The following is a 17,149-nucleotide window of genomic DNA, read 5'->3' as shown; positions in this document are numbered from 1 at the left end:
AGTCCACCAGCCTTACCGCTATCTGTCGCTTTACGCGACCGCTAGCGGGAATCGCAGTAACTGAATTACTTCAGTTCTACAGTAGCGCCAGCTTCTTCCAGCTCTTTCTTAGCTGCTTCAGCTTCGTCTTTGGTTGCGCCTTCTTTCAGCGGGCTTGGAGCGCCGTCAACCAGTGCCTTGGCTTCTTTCAGGCCCAGGCCGGTGATGCCGCGAACAACCTTGATCACGTTTACTTTCTTGTCGCCTGCAGAAGTCAGAACTACGTCGAAAGAGTCTTTCTCTTCAGCTGCTTCAGCAGCCGCCGGGCCGGCTACAACTGCTGCAGCAGCAGTTACACCGAACTTCTCTTCCATTGCTTCGATCAGTTCAACAACGTCCTTAACAGACATTTCGGCAACAGCGTTGATGATATCTTCTTTAGTCAGAGACATGAGTCATTACCTGAATTGGTTTGAGCAGTAGCTGCTCGTATTTCGTTTTGAAACCGCGATTCGCCAAAGCGAATGTATTACGCAGCTTCCTGCTCTTTTTGGTCGCGAACGGCCGCGATAGTGCGGACCAGCTTGCCAGCAGATGCTTCTTTCAATACGCTCATCAGCTTGGCGATCGCCTCGTCGTAAGTCGGCAGGCTTGCCAACAATGCGACGTCGGTGATCGCGCCTTCGAAGGCAGCACCTTTCAGTTCCAGCTTGTCATTGCCCTTGGCGAACTGGCTCAGGATGCGCGCGCCGGCACCTGGGTGTTCGTTAGAGAATGCAATGATGCTAGGACCTACGAATTTGTCAGTCAGACATTCGTAATCGGTTCCTGCCAGAGCGCGACGCGCCAGAGTATTGCGGACGACTTTTAACCAAACGCCGTTCTCGCGAGCCTCTTTGCGCAGGGCAGTCATGTCATTTACGGTAACGCCGCGGGAATCCGCAACAACCGCAGACAGAGCACCCTCAGCAGCTTGCTGGACATCTGCGACAATCGCTTTCTTGTCTTCGAGTCCAATAGCCATAGTGTCACTCCTGGATTTGAAAAAAACCGGGCTCAACGCCCGATCCGTTCCGGTGCATAAAGCTCAAATCCAGTAAAAATACTGGTTTGGGCGACACCGTCTGCGTAGGCTCAAGCCTCTTAACGGCCAACCTGGCCGAGGCTTGGATTAAGCCAGACACGTTAAACCTCAACGTACCTGGCACCTACGGTCTTTGACGGCCCACATTTCTGCCGAAGCATCAAGTGGACCCCAAAGTTCGATTTACTGTGCGCTAACAGTGTTAGCGCACAGCTTCAATTAGATGTTCAGGGAAGACTGGTCGATAACCAGACCTGGGCCCATAGTGGTGCTCAGGGTGATCTTCTTCAGGTACACACCTTTTGCAGAAGCCGGCTTGGCTTTCTTCAGGTCTGCTACCAGAGCTTCCAGGTTTTCTTTCAGCAAGTTCGCATCGAAAGCAACTTTGCCGATACCACCGTGGATGATGCCGCCTTTGTCAGCGCGGAAACGCACCTGACCAGCTTTAGCATTTTTAACAGCGGTAGCAACGTCTGGAGTTACAGTGCCAGTCTTCGGGTTCGGCATCAGGCCGCGCGGGCCGAGGATCTGACCCAGCTGACCCACAACGCGCATCGCATCTGGAGAAGCGATCACTACGTCGAAGTCCATCTTGCCCGCTTTAACGTCGGCAGCCAGCTCGTCCATACCGATCAGGTCAGCGCCCGCTTCTTTAGCGGCATCAGCGTTTGCACCCTGGGTGAAAACAGCTACGCGAACTTCTTTACCGGTACCGTGCGGCAGAGTGGTCGCACCGCGAACAGCCTGGTCGGATTTACGTGGGTCGATACCCAGGTTTACAGAGGCGTCTACAGTCTCTGCAAACTTAACGTTGGACAGCTCTTTCAGCAGAGCTACGGCTTCTTCGATGCCGTAGGCTTTACCAGCTTCAACTTTCTCAGCGATTACGCGCTGACGCTTGCTCAATTTAGCCACTTAGAGACCCTCCACTTCGATACCGGCACTGCGTGCGGAACCGGCGATAGTGCGCACGGCCGCGTCCATATCGGATGCAGTCAGGTCGGCTTTCTTCATTTCTACGATCTCTTCGATCTGAGCGCGGGTAACCTTACCTACCTTGTCGGTATTCGGACGACCGGAACCGCTCTTGATCTTGGCAGCCTTGCGCAGCAGTACTGCAGCAGGCGGGGACTTCATGATGAAGGTGAAGGAGCGATCGCTGTATACAGAGATCACAACCGGCACCGGCAGACCCGGCTCAAGGCTTTGAGTCTGGGCGTTGAACGCCTTACAGAATTCCATGATGTTCACGCCGTGCTGACCCAGTGCAGGACCAACGGGCGGACTTGGGTTGGCCTGACCGGCCTTAACTTGCAGCTTGATATAAGCTTCTACTTTCTTAGCCATTACAGCTCTCCTCTAGATGGGTGGTAACGCCAGCCACAACTTACCTCTCGGCAGAGAGCTGGCTCCCCGCCCCAAAAAACAAAATATATTTTCCGGGGACGCGAAAACCCCCTTCCACCTTGCGGCGAAAGAGGGCAAAAAATTTACACTGGAATCAGGTCTTTTCTACCTGACTAAACTCCAGTTCAACGGGGGTGGAGCGCCCGAAGATCAATACGGCCACGCGCAGGCGGCTCTTTTCGTAGTTGACCTCTTCGACCACACCGTTGAAATCATTAAACGGACCGTCGATAACCCGAACCATTTCACCTGGTTCAAACAGGGTCTTGGGCTTGGGCTTATCGGCGGAATCGTCAATTCGATTCAGGATAGCCTGGGCCTCTCGATCGGTAATCGGGGCAGGCCTATCTGCCTTGCCACCGATAAAACCGAGCACTCGGGGGGTTTCTTTCACCAAGTGCCAGGTATCGTCATTCAGTTCCATTTCCACCAGGACATAACCCGGGAAGAACTTGCGCTCACTCTTGCGCTTTTGTCCTGCTCGCATCTCCACCACTTCTTCGGTGGGAACCAGCACTTCACCAAACAGGTGGTCCATTTCGTGTAGCTCAATACGCTCTTTCAAAGAGCTGGCGACACGCTTCTCATAGCCCGAGTAAGCCTGGACCACATACCAATGCTTTGCCATGTATCAACCTTTAGCCGATGAGTTTGGATGCCGCCCAACCTAAAGCGGAGTCCAGCGCCCAGAGAATTAGCGCCATAATCAACACAAAAACCACCACAATCACTGTCGTCTGGGTGGCCTCTTGGCGAGTCGGCCAAACCACGCGCCTGACTTCTGTTTGCGCCTCGCGCAAAAGTTGCCAGAGTGCATTACCCTTCGCAGTATTCACCGCAACAACCAGGGCAGCCAGGCAGATTGCAGTCACTGCCAGTACGCGGTAAATCAGGGGGAATTCGGCATAATAAGAATTGCCCGCTACAGCACCACCAACCAGCAGCACTATTAGCAGCCACTTCAGGCCGTCAAGACGAAAGGTTTTCGCTTCTGCTTTAGCATTCATATATGAAGCCCTTAGCGCACTATAGATAAGCCCTTAGTGCTCAAAAACACAAAAGCCCCACTGAAAAGTAGGGTCTTGCGACACCCCTAAACTTATTTCAAGTGGAGTGTTTAAAATGGCAGGCCAGGAGGGACTCGAACCCCCAACAGCCGGTTTTGGAGACCGGTGCTCTACCAATTGAACTACTGGCCTGTACAGCATGGATGCTACAGCATCCGAAGATAGAGAGAGCTACAGACAACCCTCTCATCTATTGCGCCGCCGGGGAATCCCGGCGACACGAAGATCAAAGATTACTCAATGATCTTAGCAACAACGCCCGCACCTACGGTACGACCACCTTCGCGGATAGCGAAGCGCAGGCCGTCTTCCATGGCGATCGGAGCGATCAGGGTAACAACCATTTGAATGTTGTCGCCCGGCATTACCATTTCAGTGCCTTCCGGCAGCTCTACCGCACCAGTTACGTCGGTAGTACGGAAGTAGAACTGAGGACGGTAGCCTTTAAAGAACGGGGTGTGACGACCACCTTCGTCCTTGGACAGGATGTACACTTCCGCTTCGAACTTGGTGTGCGGAGTGATGGAGCCCGGCTTAGCCAGTACCTGACCACGCTCAACTTCGTCACGCTTGGTGCCACGCAGCAGCGCACCGATGTTCTCACCAGCACGACCTTCGTCGAGCAGCTTGCGGAACATTTCAACACCAGTACAGGTGGTGGTGGTGGTTTCGCGGATACCAACGATCTCAACTTCGTCGCCAGTGTTGATTACACCACGCTCTACACGACCGGTAACAACAGTACCACGGCCAGAGATGGAGAATACGTCTTCGATCGGCATCAGGAACGGCAGGTCTACCGCACGCTCCGGCTCAGGAATGTACTCGTCCAGGGTTTCTACCAGCTTCTTAACAGCGGTAGTACCCATTTCGTTGTCGTCTTCGCCGTTCAGGGCCATCAGAGCAGAACCAACGATGATCGGAGTGTCGTCACCCGGGAACTCGTACTGGTCGAGAAGTTCGCGAACTTCCATTTCTACCAGTTCGAGCAGCTCTTCGTCGTCTACCATGTCCGCTTTGTTCAGGAATACCACGATGTAAGGTACACCTACCTGACGGGACAGCAGGATGTGCTCACGAGTCTGCGGCATGGGGCCGTCAGCTGCGGAACATACCAGGATAGCGCCGTCCATCTGAGCAGCACCGGTGATCATGTTCTTAACGTAGTCGGCGTGTCCGGGGCAGTCTACGTGCGCGTAGTGGCGAGTCGGGGACTCGTACTCAACGTGAGAGGTAGCGATGGTGATACCGCGCTCACGCTCTTCCGGAGCATTGTCGATACCGTCGAAAGCAACGGCAGCACCACCCCAAACCTCGGCACATACGCGAGTCAGAGCAGCAGTCAGGGTGGTTTTACCGTGGTCAACGTGACCGATGGTGCCCACGTTCACGTGGGGCTTGGAACGTTCAAACTTTTCTTTTGCCATTGCAGCCTCCTAATATGGATGAGCCGCTAACGACACCACCCACGTCCAGAACATGCGCATCCGACCCGGAAAAACCCCGACCCCGGACACAAACAACCGCAAGAGCTCTCACTCTTGCGGCTATTGAAAAATGGAGCTCATGGGCGGATTTGAACCGCCGACCTCACCCTTACCAAGGGTGTGCTCTACCCCTGAGCTACATGAGCAAATCACCGCCTTTCCTAGGCGACCACAAGGCTTGCCGTTTTGGAGAGCATTCCAGCCGAACCCATAATTGGAGCGGGCAGCGGGAATCGAACCCGCATCATCAGCTTGGAAGGCTGAGGTTCTACCATTGAACTATGCCCGCTTGCGGGAGCCTCCAGACGAAACTACCTGTTTCGCCGGCAACACCTTACGGTGTAAAAAATGGTGCAGGGGGGTGGATTCGAACCACCGAAGCTTTCGCGTCAGATTTACAGTCTGATCCCTTTGGCCACTCGGGAACCCCTGCCTCAATGCGGGGTGCATTCTCTACACCTTCCGCCGCGCTGTCAACATTTTTTTCTTTAAATTTCACAGACTTAGCTACAAAACTTAATGCTGGACAGCGCCGGGATAAAAATGGAGCTGGCGAGAGGAGTCGAACCCCCGACCGGCTGATTACAAGTCAGCTGCTCTACCAACTGAGCTACGCCAGCCCTATCCCGTCCATTGTCGAAGTTGAATTGTCACCCTCGTCAATGGAGGCGGGATTCTAGGGGAAGTTATCCCGACAAGCAACACCCTTTTTACAGATAAATCAGAATTTTTTGTGTCGCCTATTGCTACATGCAGCAATAAACGGCCGCGTACGATCAGCGTTTGAGGATCTAGACCTATAGCCCAACCCCTTTCAACCCGCCACCTCTGCACAGAGATTTCGACGCCGGTCCAAATCGGGGTACTCCTGCTGTAGCTGGAGCCAAAACTCGGGAGCCAAATCATCGGATGCCCCTGGTGCCAACACAATCCAGCGTTCGCTATGGGTCTGTGGCTCCTCACGGAATTGCGCGCGAATCCCTTTCTCAAGCAGCTCACTGGTCAGTGATTCAGCCCGTAAACGTTCACTAAAAATACCAAAGGAAATTCCATCCGCCAGCGCCCCCTTGGGGATCACATAGCTATCGATCCCCTGCGCCTGCAATTCACGCAAGCGGTTATAGGCTTCTCGACGGGAATTTAACGGGGGCAGAAAGACCCAATAACGCATCTGCCCCTGCATTTCCACATCTCGCAAAATGGCGTCAACCTGTAAGGCCTTTAAGCGCTGTACTATCGCCTCACCCAGGAACTCCTCTGCAAAGGGGCCAAGTAATGTACAAAGCTGTTCTGCTGAGTGCTCGGCAGGTGGCGGCGCAGAAGGCGCTGCCAGAGGAGATAGATCCTTCCGCGACATTTCACTGACCAGGGTAATACCCTGAATCTGGGCCTCCGCCCGCTTGTCGGCGATCCTTACCCTCTCTTTTTCAGCGGTTGTGGTGCTGACAAACCAAGCGAAAACGCCGAAATTCAACAGTAGTAAAGAAAGAGCTATCCAACGCATAGAGCATTATTTATTTTTCAAGGGTTACTTAATGCTAAGCCGTCCATTACCAGCTCTGGAACCAGGTGGTGCTCCCGCTGGTAAAGTGCTGACAATAGAGGGGCATCGCCGCCTGTTAGCCATAACAACGGCTCCTCCTCACAATATCCGCGCAACTCTTCCAGTGCGCGATCAATAGCTCCGAGCACCATCAACAGGAGGCCTCGGTTAATAGCCTCATCGGTGCTGCGACCGGCGCCGAGGGACTCTATTAAGGTGATATCCTGCGCACTCTTGGCCGCGTGGGTATCAAGATACAGTGAGCGCTGCATAAGGCCGATACCGGGGACTATGTAACCTCCCAAATGACACCCATTATTGTCGACCAGATCCAAAGTCACTGCGCTGCCACAGTCCACAATTAGAGCCGCCCGGCGCTCTCGATCATAAGCCGCCAGCATCGCCAGCCAGCGATCGACGCCAAGCAGGCGATGGTTGTCATAGCCACAGGCTACTCCAGCGCACTCCAGCAGAACCTGGGAAAACTCCACCTCGAGAGAGAACAACTCCTGTACATGCCCAATCAGCGTTTCCGCGACTTGCGGCCCCGCCACATTGACCACCCGCACTCTCCGGGGATCCAGCAGATCCCACCCTTCGGGCAAATGTCCCGGACGCAGATCAGCCGTTTTAAAACTGCCTCTGGAACGCACCTGCCCCTCACTCAGCAGGCGCCACTTGCCCCGGGTATTACCAATATCCAGTTCGAGAATCAAACCTGCCCCCGTAAAGAGATCTCTCCACCGTGGAAGTGTTGTATCTCTCCATCAATATTTAACTCTAATGCACCCTTTTCACTGACTCCTGCGGCAATTCCACACCAGGTTTGGGTGCCAGCCTGCAGAGTAACCTTTTGCCCGGCAAACTGATCCAGCTGCATCCAGGCTTCTCGGTAAGTCGAAAAACCTTGTTCGGCATAACTGTGTAAAAGTGGCAGTAGCTCAGCCAGGATCGCTGCGACCAATTGATTGCGTGAAATTCCAGGCTTTACCTGCTGCAAATCCGCCCAAGGCTGATCAATAGCATTGGCACTCTCATTTCGCAGACCGCTATTTAGGCCAATACCAATCACCACAGCGCAGCGATCCGTGAGATCGCCTTTTAGCTCCAGCAAAACACCGGACAACTTTCGACCTCGACACCAAACATCATTTGGCCACTTGAGGCGGACATCCGGTACCGAAAAACGCTCCAATGCCCTGGCGATGGCCACCCCCACGGCGAGACTCAACCCCTCCAGGGATTGCACACCGCCATTGAACTCCCAGCCAACAGAAAGACTGATACCCGCACCATAGGGGCTGATCCACTGGCGACCACGACGTCCGCGGCCTGCACTCTGACGCTCGGAAAGCAGCGCAACCGCATGACCCTCGCCCTTTTCCATCAGCGACAACAACTGGGTGTTAGTGGAGTCCACCTCATCAAATAGGATCAGCTCCCCCAACAACGCCCCAGCTTCCTCGCCGAGTGCCCTGTAAATACTTTCGGCAGATAAGAGCTCCAAGCCTCCAGGCAAGCGATAACCCTGCCCCTTAATGGAGTCCAGTATCAATCCATACTGTTCAAGCTTCTGCAGCTGTTTCCAAACTGCCGCGCGGCTGACCCCCAAGGCTGCGCCGAGAGCCTCACCAGAGTGCATCTCACCATCAGCCAATAATTCCAATACCGGGCGCAACGGCTCCAGCGGACTCTTCGCAATAGTATCTAGCAAGGTAATCAACTTTTTATGTAGCGACGGAAATAGCGGTGCCCTAAGCTGGTCAGTACTTCATAACCTATGGTACCAGCGTATTCAGCTACCTCATCAACAGTTAGGTCTTTGTTCAGGATCTCAATGGATTGGAGGGATTCTCGCTCTCCTTGGGAGAGCGCAGAAATATCAAACGTTGTGGAATCCATGGAAATCCGGCCAATTATCGGCAGCTGGCGGCCATAAGCCCAGCCACAACCACGCCCGCCCTGAGCCCGGATTATCCCATCGGCATAACCACCGCGGGCCACTGCCAGCCAGCTGCCCGCTGCTATCTGTTGGGTCGCTCCATAACCCACCCACTGTTCACGGCTAACATAACGCTTTTGCACGATAGGCAAGCTCAGCGACACGGCAGGGCGCATTGGGTTAGGGGTACCGGGAATCGGATTGACCCCATAAAGCGCAGAGCCCGGTCGTGCGATATCAAAGTGATAGTCCTCGCCGAGGAAAATGCCCGATGAGTTGGCAAGGCTCAGCTGAACCTCTGGGCACAGCGCGCGCAGCTTTTCCCCTGCTTCCTTGAAGCTACGCAACTGAAAATCATTTTGCGGATGCTGTGGCTCATCCGCGCACGCAAGGTGGCTCAGCAATAGACGGATATCCGCCGAGTGCAGTAACTGACTATCCTTTAGTAACTCGTCAAACTCCTCTGGAGCCATACCCAGGCGGGTCATACCTGAATCTATTTTTACCGCACAGGGGGCCTCAACCTTCGCACTGGCGCAAATATCTACCCAATTGCGAAGCTGCTCTAAAGTAAAGAGCGTCGGCATTAATCCTGCGCGAGCACACTCCAGTTCCGCACCAGCGCGTACTCCGGTCAAGATAACAATGCGAACACTATCTCCCAGCTCCTTGCGCAAGCGCTCCCCTTCTGTCTGAGTTGCCACAAAAAAGTCTCGGCAACCCTGCCTGTAAAGAGCAGGCACAACCTGGCTCATACCAAGACCATAAGCATCGGCTTTGACCACAGCGCCACAGCGGGTACCAGCTGCCAACCGCTTAGTCAGATCCAGGTAGTTGTCAGCAATGGACTGCAAATTGATACTCAACAGCCCCTCGCGAAAATCGTTCATGCCATCACAACTCTCTATTCACCAGCTAGGTTGCCCCCAGTAAGCTTTCACGTCGTAAAGCACGGGCACCTACTAATATACACAGCCCCACCAAAGAAAGGGTGACCAGGGAACCAGCTATGGCCAGGAGCGCAGAAACGGACTCCCCAGCCATTAACGCACTCAACCACTGCTGCTGCCCGATAAGCGGAGTCAGCTGCCACCAGGGAGAGTCCAACTCAATATTGAAGAGCTTTAATGCAACTAATAGTGTGACAGGTAGCGCCTGCAAAATGCTCAACTGAATCTGGGCATCCTTGAAAGAGCGGGAGCGCAACGACAACAGGATCTGCAGTACAGCGATCAGAAGCGCAAGGGGGAGCAGTATGAGACTTATCGTAATGAGCTCAAAGATCCCCGCAGAAAAGCGAACCCCAATCTCAGCCAGAGGAAGCAAGCTAAATGAAACGGTTAAAACTGCCAGTGAAAGGAGCGCACCAAACCAGCCAATACTAGTAACGGCCACAACCTTTGCCACTAGAAGTTGCCAACCACTAAAAGGCTGCTGCAACAACACCTCAATGGTCATGCGTTCACGTTCACCAGCAGAAGTGTCGATAGAGGGGGCTGCGCTGCACACCAGTAATGCCATTATCAGTAGCACGGGAACCATCAGCCCCCACATTGCCAATCCTCGACTGGAAGGCGTACTGACATCCCTCACCTCAAGTTGCCACGGGGCTAAAACCTGTGTGGCTAAACCTCGAGCCGCTAAGCGCTGTTGCACAACCAGCTGTTGAAGTTGTGCCAGATGCTGCTGTACCAATTGTGCTCCGCGCCCACCGGACTGATCCGCGCTATCCACATACAAATAAACCTTGGGAGACAACAGGCTTCGATAATCTTCTGCAAAACTTTCCTCTATTTGCAAAACCACATCATATTTACCTGTCAAAAGTGCTTGTGGAACCCCATCTTGCAATCGCTCAACATTAAGGTCCCCTCCCTGCAACTTCTCCTCTAAGAGAGGTGCATACTCTGCTCCAACAATCGCTACATTAAAGGTGGTTTCAGACATTACCTTCAAAGATAAAGCCCCGCTGCCAACCATCAGCGCGGGAAACAACAAGGTAAAACCCAGTGTGATCAGTAAAGCGCGCCGGTCTCGCCAAACTTCGTGCAACTCTTTGAGAAGTAGTACTCGCATTTGTTCGGTAAGCCTATTTTTAAAAAACATCATGCTGGCTCACCATATTTACTTCTCTCTGCCAAATTTCCGTAGGCGAGCTTTACAAAGCTATCCTCAAGATTTTCACAACCGGTTTGCCGCATAAGCTCAATTGGGGCACCACTTCCCACTATTGCACCTTCGGCCATAACCAGTACCTCATCGGAAAGTTCAAGGACTTCAGCCATGATATGGCTGGAAAATAAAATAGCCGTTCCCTCTTCACGTAATCGCAAGAGGGTTTTGCGCAGCAGGCGGGCCGCAAGCACATCCAACCCCCGGGTTGGCTCATCGAGCACTAAGTGCCTAGGTCTATGCACCAATGCTCTGGCGAGAGAAACTTTCATTCGTTCTCCCTGGGAAAACCCCTTGGTTCGGCGATTCCAAAGGCTGGATAGTTCCAGCTCATCCCTCACCGACTGTAAAGCCCTTTCCAATTCTGCCCCTGCCAATCCTTGTGCACCGGCAAAAAAGGATAAGTACTCTGCGACGGTGAGCCTCTCATAGAGCCCTTCCCTATCACCGACAATGCCGAGCTGCCGACGAACGCCTTTTGGGTTTTTATAGGGATCTAGACCACCCACAGAAACATTACCGCTATCGGCTTTCAGTAGACCCGCAATAATTCTCAGGCATGTCGTTTTTCCTGCACCGTTAGCTCCTAGTAAGGCTGTAATCCGACCATCGGGCACAGAAAATTGCAGATTGTGAAGTACAGTATTTCCAGAGAACTGCTTATTTACTCCTTCCAATATAATCACAACACTTTCTCCTTAAGCTCTTCACTTTCGGCTGTAGGAGTTATATCCGGCATGATCTCAGGCCCATAAATTCCACTCATAAAGGGTGGCCTATGGATTTTATTGACACAGGTTGTTTGCAGTTCTTCCTCTGGAGAGTCCAGAAACTCTTTGATCAATCGAGGAACACAACCTCTCATCGAATTAATATGACCGCCACTGGCAATAATTAAATGCTGTTTATTGGTCAAGTATCCAAGTTGCTTTTCCGCATATTTTGGCGGTGTGATTGGGTCGGCCTCACCGGAAATCAGCAGCACCGGATGATCGCGGAGTTGTGGCTTAGCATAGTGCCTATCGGCTACTGGCCAAACTTCACAACCACGCTCAAATATCTCTAAAAAAGCATTCCCCACAAAGGTGTTACTGGTATCCACTGAAATTTCTTCATCCGTAATACGAGATAATTCTTCCGCACAGGCTATTGAAAGCGTTAACCCAAGAGACATGCCTACTGCTGAGTCGGGAAATAGTCCGGCAATTCCGGCGAGAGGGTTGTAATTACCCAAACCCGCTTGCTGAATAGCAAAGGGTAATTGTGCAGCTGCCTCTGGAGAATAAAGCGCAGTACGTATCGTATTTTGTAAAACCCAACGAGACATTGGGTATTTCATTGTTTCTCCTGTCAGTGGATCACGGAAGTCTATTGCCATGGACTCACTCCACTGACTTAACAGATCGTCCAAAACCTTCCTCCAGTTACCGAACTCAGAACAGGTTGGATCGAACTGACAGTCTCGCATCAATATTTGAAGAGCACTTTCCGCGGCCGCCGCACTGAGAAATACCTTCGTATCAATAGGTGCTACAGCATCAAGCACTAGAGCTTTTAAACTGTTGGGATACCACTGTTGATAAAGAAGCGCAGTCCGCGTCCCCCAGGATCCCCCCCACAGAGAGATTCGATTGTGATTGAGATGCTTTCGCACCGCTTCCAGGTCCTCAACAGCTTGTCGACTGCTCAAGGAATTAGCAAAGTTAGCCTGCTGTAGATAACACTGTTCCAACTCCCTGGAGATAAGTGTTAAGTCCATCGGCGTATGCCGATCAATACCACAATTAAATGGCCGGGAAAGTCCAGTCCCTCTTCGATCTACCATGACGATTGCATGATTTTGATTAATTTTACGGAACTTATTCAGTAGAGGAACGAGATCACTCGCCGCTTGCCCTGGCCCACCGGCAAGAAGATATAAAGGTTCGCGCTCTGCCTTATCTAAAGCCGGTGAAACAAATACCGCCAATTCAACTTTACTATCTCCCTCACCCACTGGAATTTGCTCACACTGTAGTGGATGCCTCCAGCCATCTAAATAGCAATCCTGAGCACCAGACAATTCTTGCGAGACCGATACCGATGCGAATAACAGGCTACATACTGTGGCTATGCCATTTAGCGGCCTTTTAACACCAAACACGACATTATTCTCCTTAACCTATGGTGTCGATCACAGCAGTGTATCCAACTTCCTGTATCCATGTCCTATACAGCTCTCAATCGAAGAATTGCATTAGCACCCATCTGCACTCAGTGGTAAGGTTTCTGTTTTAGCTTGCCCATGACTGCACCCATGAGCTTTTCAGACCGTGAAAAACATTTAATTCGAGCCGCTTTTGCCTGGGGCCAGATCACCCAGCAGGAGGGGTATACACTTTCTGACCTGGAAATTGAAAAGTCGGTACTTTTCCGCCGCTTACTTGGCGGCCGACCTGCACTGGCTTTCCCCCCCCCACTTCGCCATGGTTTTCCCTGGTATGAGGTTATCGAGGGACGCGCCGAGCATATCGTCAGCGCCTCTGAGACATCGCCAGAGTGCAGCTTTATTGCACCCGGCTGCAAAGTCGGTGAAACCTGCATACTGATTGATGGTGCTTTCTGGCGGGTAGTTGAAACCATTTCTGAACGGGAAGAGTACATTGTCGAGTGGGGCCAATACCCCATGCAATGGCGTTTAAAAAAGCACTGGGAAGTCAATTATGAAATGACCCAGCAACTACACAGCTTTCGTAGGGACAACCCCAGTGCCAAAGTCTCTTTTGACAATTATCTTGGCCAGCGAGACTACCGGGAATTTCGCATAGATGACGATCAAACTGTCTGGCTATGTGAATGGCAGTTAAGCCGTATAAGCCTCTCTGGCTGGGTCTGGGTGGGTACCCTGCTATCTCCGAAAGAAACAGAGCTAGTTCCCGTCTATGAAGACCCTCTCGGGCCGATGATCCTTGGCGAGCCAAGCACAAATAAAGGTGCTGCCTGGCTCCGAATAGAAGAGGCCGGCAATGAGTCACGTTTTGTTAAGCTCGATGGCACATACGATTACCAATCGCTATCCTCGGCGAGTGCAACTCACCTGAAGAGTTTGTTGTATAAACTGCAGGAGAGCTTAGAAAATATCGAAGTCATGGACTGCCATGGGGACTCGCCGATTCGGCGCTTTTCTCTTCCTTCTGCTCTCGTCCCTCTCGATGAATTGAGCTTGAAGGAAATGCAATACGACCTGGTTCCTGATAATGCTTACGAACAAATGGCGTAACACAAACCTCTAAAGCCTCTTCAAAGCCCCCTGTGGGGCTTTTTATTGCCTTCTAGGTGATGCGATCAAGCCCATCCCATTTCCCCATATATCCACAGCAAATCTCTGTTTCCCCATAGTGACAATTCTATTAACAGGCTGTTACTAACAGAATCCATGGACAGACCTGTGTATAACTCCGGGATATCCACGCTCAGGCCCCTGTTTACGTGGGGCCCTTTTCAGCGGGTAAAAAAACACCAGCCATTTATCCACTTTCCACAGGCTGGCTTTACTCACAGAAAGTCTGGATAGACTTGTGCATAACTGCGGTATATCCGCGCCAGGGCCCGTGGTTGCTCAGGCTCACCAAAACGTGCAAAAAATCACCGAACTTTTTATTGATATTTCTGGTCAGTTTTTTAGTGCAATGACTTTTTTGTACTGGATATCATTTTTTCATTTCGGAGGATTTTTTTGCGGTATGTGAGATGCGGATTAAATAACGTGGCGTATTTTTCTGTATTTCTTATTTTTTGCTTGACGTAAATATTGAGAAAAATGCTTTGTTTAAAGGGCTGGAAGCCGTTCGGACTTTTTCAGAGACTTTGTATTTTTCTGGGGTTTTTGTCGAGCTGGATTTTTCGGCGGAAGTATTGCGAGTAAAAATTCGGTTGGGGTTTGAACGGAGTTTTTATTTTTCTCCAGAGCACATTTTTCTTCCAGCTCTTTTTTATTTTCTGTTTTTATTATTTTTATTAACTATTTTTTCACACATAAAAAAAGGGCCACCCAATGGGTGGCCCTTTCGGATTAGAAGCCTGACGATGACCTACTCTCACATGGGGAGACCCCACACTACCATCGGCGATGTTGCGTTTCACTTCTGAGTTCGGCAAGGGATCAGGTGGTTCCACAACTCTATTGTCGTCAGGCAAACTGGCTTGGGTTGGCGTTGGTCTTATGGGCGTTTGCCCTGCGCTGCCGTTTGACTGTTCGTTTGCCATTGCTTTTTCAGCAGTTAACAGTCAACCCAAATTAGTCGGTAAAACAATCTGTAGTAATACACCGCAAGCGATTGTATGTCTCTTGCTCACAATCCGCTAGCTTAGCTAGTCGTTAGTAACCATCTCTGTTGTATGGTCAAGCCGCACGGGCAATTAGTACTGGTTAGCTCAACGCCTCACAGCGCTTCCACACCCAGCCTATCAACGTGGTAGTCTTCCACGGCCCTTTAGGACTCTCAAGGAGTCAGGGAGATCTTATCTTGAAGGAGGCTTCCCGCTTAGATGCTTTCAGCGGTTATCCCGTCCGAACATAGCTACCCGGCAATGCCACTGGCGTGACAACCGGAACACCAGAGGTTCGTTCACTCCGGTCCTCTCGTACTAGGAGCAACTCTTCTCAAATCTCCAACGCCCACGGCAGATAGGGACCGAACTGTCTCACGACGTTCTAAACCCAGCTCGCGTACCACTTTAAATGGCGAACAGCCATACCCTTGGGACCGGCTTCAGCCCCAGGATGTGATGAGCCGACATCGAGGTGCCAAACACCGCCGTCGATGTGAACTCTTGGGCGGTATCAGCCTGTTATCCCCGGAGTACCTTTTATCCGTTGAGCGATGGCCCTTCCATACAGAACCACCGGATCACTATGACCTACTTTCGTACCTGCTCGTCATGTCTGACTCGCAGTCAAGCGCACTTATACCATTATGCTCATTGCATGATTTCCGACCATGCTGAGTGCACCTTCGTACTCCTCCGTTACTCTTTGGGAGGAGACCGCCCCAGTCAAACTACCCACCATACACTGTCCTCGATCCGGATAACGGACCAGAGTTAGAACCTCAAACATACCAGGGTGGTATTTCAAGGACGGCTCCACAGCAACTAGCGTTACTGCTTCAAAGCCTCCCACCTATCCTACACAAGTAGGCTCAAAGTTCAGTGCAAAGCTGTAGTAAAGGTTCACGGGGTCTTTCCGTCTAGCCGCGGGTACACTGCATCTTAACAGCGATTTCAATTTCACTGAGTCTCTGGTGGAGACAGCGTGGCCATCGTTACGCCATTCGTGCAGGTCGGAACTTACCCGACAAGGAATTTCGCTACCTTAGGACCGTTATAGTTACGGCCGCCGTTTACCGGGGCTTCGATCAAGAGCTTCGCCGAAGCTAACCCCATCAATTAACCTTCCGGCACCGGGCAGGCGTCACACCCTATACGTCCTCTTACGAGTTTGCAGAGTGCTATGTTTTTAATAAACAGTCGCAGCCACCTGGTCACTTCGACCGGCCTCAGCTTAGGGAGCAAGTCCCATCACCAAAACCGGCGTACCTTCTCCCGAAGTTACGGTACCATTTTGCCTAGTTCCTTCACCAGAGTTCTCTCAAGCGCCTTGGTATTCTCTACCTGACCACCTGTGTCGGTTTAGAGTACGATTCACTATTACCTGAAGCTTAGAAGTTTTTCCTGGAAGCAGGGCATCAACCACTTCACCCACTAAGTGGGCTTCGTCATCAGTTCTCAGCCTTAGGGACCCGGATTTGCCTAAGTCCCCAGCCTACAACCTTAAACATGGACAACCAATCGCCATGCTGGCCTAGCCTTCTCCGTCACTCCGTCGCAGTAATAGCGAGTACAGGAATATTAACCTGTTTCCCATCGACTACGGCTTTCGCCCTCGCCTTAGGGGTCGACTAACCCTGTCCCGATTAGCGTTGGACAGGAACCCTTGGTCTTCCGGCGGGGAGGTTTTTCACCTCCCTTGTCGTTACTCATGTCAGCATTCGCACTTGTGATACCTCCAGCAGACCTCCCGATCCACCTTCAACGGCTTACACAACGCTCCTCTACCATGCTCCTAAGAGCATCCGCAGCTTCGGTTACCAGTTTTAGCCCCGGTATATCTTCCGCGCAGGCCGACTCGACTAGTGAGCTATTACGCTTTCTTTAAAGGATGGCTGCTTCTAAGCCAACCTCCTAGCTGTCTGGGCCTTCCCACATCGTTTCCCACTTAACTGGTATTTGGGACCTTAGCTGGCGGTCTGGGTTGTTTCCCTTTCCACGACGGACGTTAGCACCCGCCGTGTGTCTCCCGCGATTGCACTCCTCGGTATTCGGAGTTTGCATGGGGTTGGTAAGTCGGGATGACCCCCTAGCCCAAACAGTGCTCTACCCCCGAGGGTGAGACGCGAGGCGCTACCTAAATAGCTTTCGAGGAGAACC

General features: G+C 51.9%; 15 protein-coding genes, 5 tRNA genes and 2 rRNA genes (1 of these 22 only partly in view). 1 reads left to right on the top strand and 21 read right to left on the bottom strand.

Annotated elements, in window-relative coordinates; all coding sequences use genetic code 11:
- Positions 1-65: 65 nt before the first annotated feature.
- From rplL to ACJJID_RS19820, 19 genes are all read right to left on the bottom strand, one after another.
- Entirely contained in the window at positions 66-431 is a 366-nt protein-coding gene (rplL, locus tag ACJJID_RS19910; RefSeq protein ID WP_152451123.1) for a 50S ribosomal protein L7/L12, read from the bottom strand.
- Positions 432-508: 77 nt separating this feature from the next.
- Positions 509-1,003, bottom strand: a complete 495-nt coding sequence (rplJ, locus tag ACJJID_RS19905; RefSeq protein WP_020411124.1) for a 50S ribosomal protein L10 — start codon at positions 1,001-1,003, stop codon at positions 509-511.
- Positions 1,004-1,282: 279 nt separating this feature from the next.
- Complete coding sequence (gene rplA / locus ACJJID_RS19900; protein WP_152451120.1) at positions 1,283-1,978, bottom strand: 50S ribosomal protein L1; 696 nt, start codon at positions 1,976-1,978, stop codon at positions 1,283-1,285.
- Positions 1,979-2,410, bottom strand: a complete 432-nt coding sequence (gene rplK, locus ACJJID_RS19895) for a 50S ribosomal protein L11 (protein ID WP_152451118.1) — start codon at positions 2,408-2,410, stop codon at positions 1,979-1,981.
- Between the two features lie 154 nt (positions 2,411-2,564).
- Entirely contained in the window at positions 2,565-3,098 is a 534-nt protein-coding gene (nusG, locus tag ACJJID_RS19890) for a transcription termination/antitermination protein NusG (RefSeq protein WP_152451116.1), read from the bottom strand.
- 10 nt (positions 3,099-3,108) lie between these two features.
- Positions 3,109-3,477 (bottom strand): preprotein translocase subunit SecE, encoded by a 369-nt coding sequence (gene secE / locus ACJJID_RS19885; RefSeq protein WP_152451114.1) that lies wholly within the window; start codon positions 3,475-3,477, stop codon positions 3,109-3,111.
- Between the two features lie 116 nt (positions 3,478-3,593).
- Positions 3,594-3,669 (bottom strand) — tRNA-Trp (locus ACJJID_RS19880).
- Between the two features lie 101 nt (positions 3,670-3,770).
- Positions 3,771-4,964 carry an elongation factor Tu gene (tuf, locus tag ACJJID_RS19875; RefSeq protein WP_444920948.1) on the bottom strand — a complete coding sequence of 398 codons (1,194 nt, stop codon included), beginning with the start codon at positions 4,962-4,964 and terminating at the stop codon, positions 3,771-3,773.
- A gap of 131 nt (positions 4,965-5,095) precedes the next feature.
- Positions 5,096-5,170: transfer RNA gene (locus ACJJID_RS19870), tRNA-Thr, on the bottom strand.
- A gap of 69 nt (positions 5,171-5,239) precedes the next feature.
- Positions 5,240-5,313, bottom strand: a tRNA-Gly gene (locus tag ACJJID_RS19865).
- A gap of 60 nt (positions 5,314-5,373) precedes the next feature.
- A tRNA-Tyr gene (locus ACJJID_RS19860) sits at positions 5,374-5,457 on the bottom strand.
- A 111-nt stretch (positions 5,458-5,568) separates the two neighbouring features.
- Positions 5,569-5,644 (bottom strand) — tRNA-Thr (locus ACJJID_RS19855).
- A gap of 194 nt (positions 5,645-5,838) precedes the next feature.
- Positions 5,839-6,528 (bottom strand): SPOR domain-containing protein, encoded by a 690-nt coding sequence (locus ACJJID_RS19850; protein ID WP_444920947.1) that lies wholly within the window; start codon positions 6,526-6,528, stop codon positions 5,839-5,841.
- 17 nt (positions 6,529-6,545) lie between these two features.
- A complete protein-coding gene (locus ACJJID_RS19845; protein ID WP_444920946.1) occupies positions 6,546-7,283 on the bottom strand; it encodes a type III pantothenate kinase in 738 nt (245 codons plus the stop codon).
- Positions 7,280-8,281, bottom strand: a complete 1,002-nt coding sequence (birA, locus tag ACJJID_RS19840; protein WP_444920944.1) for a bifunctional biotin--[acetyl-CoA-carboxylase] ligase/biotin operon repressor BirA — start codon at positions 8,279-8,281, stop codon at positions 7,280-7,282. The genes ACJJID_RS19845 and birA overlap by 4 nt, the downstream gene beginning before the upstream one ends.
- 5 nt (positions 8,282-8,286) lie before the next feature.
- Positions 8,287-9,399: an alanine racemase gene (alr, locus tag ACJJID_RS19835; protein ID WP_444920943.1), complete on the bottom strand. Its 1,113-nt coding sequence runs from the start codon at positions 9,397-9,399 to the stop codon at positions 8,287-8,289.
- 25 nt (positions 9,400-9,424) lie between these two features.
- Entirely contained in the window at positions 9,425-10,618 is a 1,194-nt protein-coding gene (locus ACJJID_RS19830; RefSeq protein ID WP_444920942.1) for an ABC transporter permease, read from the bottom strand.
- Entirely contained in the window at positions 10,615-11,367 is a 753-nt protein-coding gene (locus ACJJID_RS19825) for an ABC transporter ATP-binding protein (protein WP_444920941.1), read from the bottom strand. Before ACJJID_RS19825 ends, ACJJID_RS19830 begins: the two co-directional genes overlap by 4 nt.
- Complete coding sequence (locus tag ACJJID_RS19820; RefSeq protein WP_444920940.1) at positions 11,364-12,677, bottom strand: alpha/beta hydrolase; 1,314 nt, start codon at positions 12,675-12,677, stop codon at positions 11,364-11,366. The genes ACJJID_RS19825 and ACJJID_RS19820 overlap by 4 nt, the downstream gene beginning before the upstream one ends.
- Before the next feature lie 300 nt (positions 12,678-12,977).
- Here ACJJID_RS19820 and ACJJID_RS19815 point away from each other — a divergent pair, with 300 nt between their 5' ends.
- Positions 12,978-13,940, top strand: a complete 963-nt coding sequence (locus ACJJID_RS19815; protein ID WP_444920939.1) for a hypothetical protein — start codon at positions 12,978-12,980, stop codon at positions 13,938-13,940.
- A 798-nt stretch (positions 13,941-14,738) separates the two neighbouring features.
- Here the strand turns inward: ACJJID_RS19815 and rrf are convergent.
- Positions 14,739-14,854 (bottom strand): 5S ribosomal RNA (gene rrf, locus ACJJID_RS19810).
- Positions 14,855-15,058: 204 nt separating this feature from the next.
- Positions 15,059-17,149 (bottom strand): 23S ribosomal RNA (locus ACJJID_RS19805); it runs 791 nt beyond the window's last position.

The organism is Microbulbifer sp. CnH-101-G (genome assembly GCF_052466775.1).
The sequence above is the reverse complement of the archived record's forward strand: the minus strand, read 5'-3'. Positions and strand labels throughout refer to the sequence as shown.

Coding starts and splice junctions, on each gene's coding strand:
- rplL (WP_152451123.1), bottom strand. CDS start 431: ATGTCTCTGACTAAAGAAGATATCATCAACGCTGTTGCCGAAATGTCT.
- rplJ (WP_020411124.1), bottom strand. CDS start 1,003: ATGGCTATTGGACTCGAAGACAAGAAAGCGATTGTCGCAGATGTCCAG.
- rplK (WP_152451118.1), bottom strand. CDS start 2,410: ATGGCTAAGAAAGTAGAAGCTTATATCAAGCTGCAAGTTAAGGCCGGT.
- nusG (WP_152451116.1), bottom strand. CDS start 3,098: ATGGCAAAGCATTGGTATGTGGTCCAGGCTTACTCGGGCTATGAGAAG.
- secE (WP_152451114.1), bottom strand. CDS start 3,477: ATGAATGCTAAAGCAGAAGCGAAAACCTTTCGTCTTGACGGCCTGAAG.
- tuf (WP_444920948.1), bottom strand. CDS start 4,964: ATGGCAAAAGAAAAGTTTGAACGTTCCAAGCCCCACGTGAACGTGGGC.
- ACJJID_RS19850 (WP_444920947.1), bottom strand. CDS start 6,528: ATGCGTTGGATAGCTCTTTCTTTACTACTGTTGAATTTCGGCGTTTTC.
- alr (WP_444920943.1), bottom strand. CDS start 9,399: ATGAACGATTTTCGCGAGGGGCTGTTGAGTATCAATTTGCAGTCCATT.
- ACJJID_RS19830 (WP_444920942.1), bottom strand. CDS start 10,618: ATGATGTTTTTTAAAAATAGGCTTACCGAACAAATGCGAGTACTACTT.
- ACJJID_RS19815 (WP_444920939.1), top strand. CDS start 12,978: ATGAGCTTTTCAGACCGTGAAAAACATTTAATTCGAGCCGCTTTTGCC.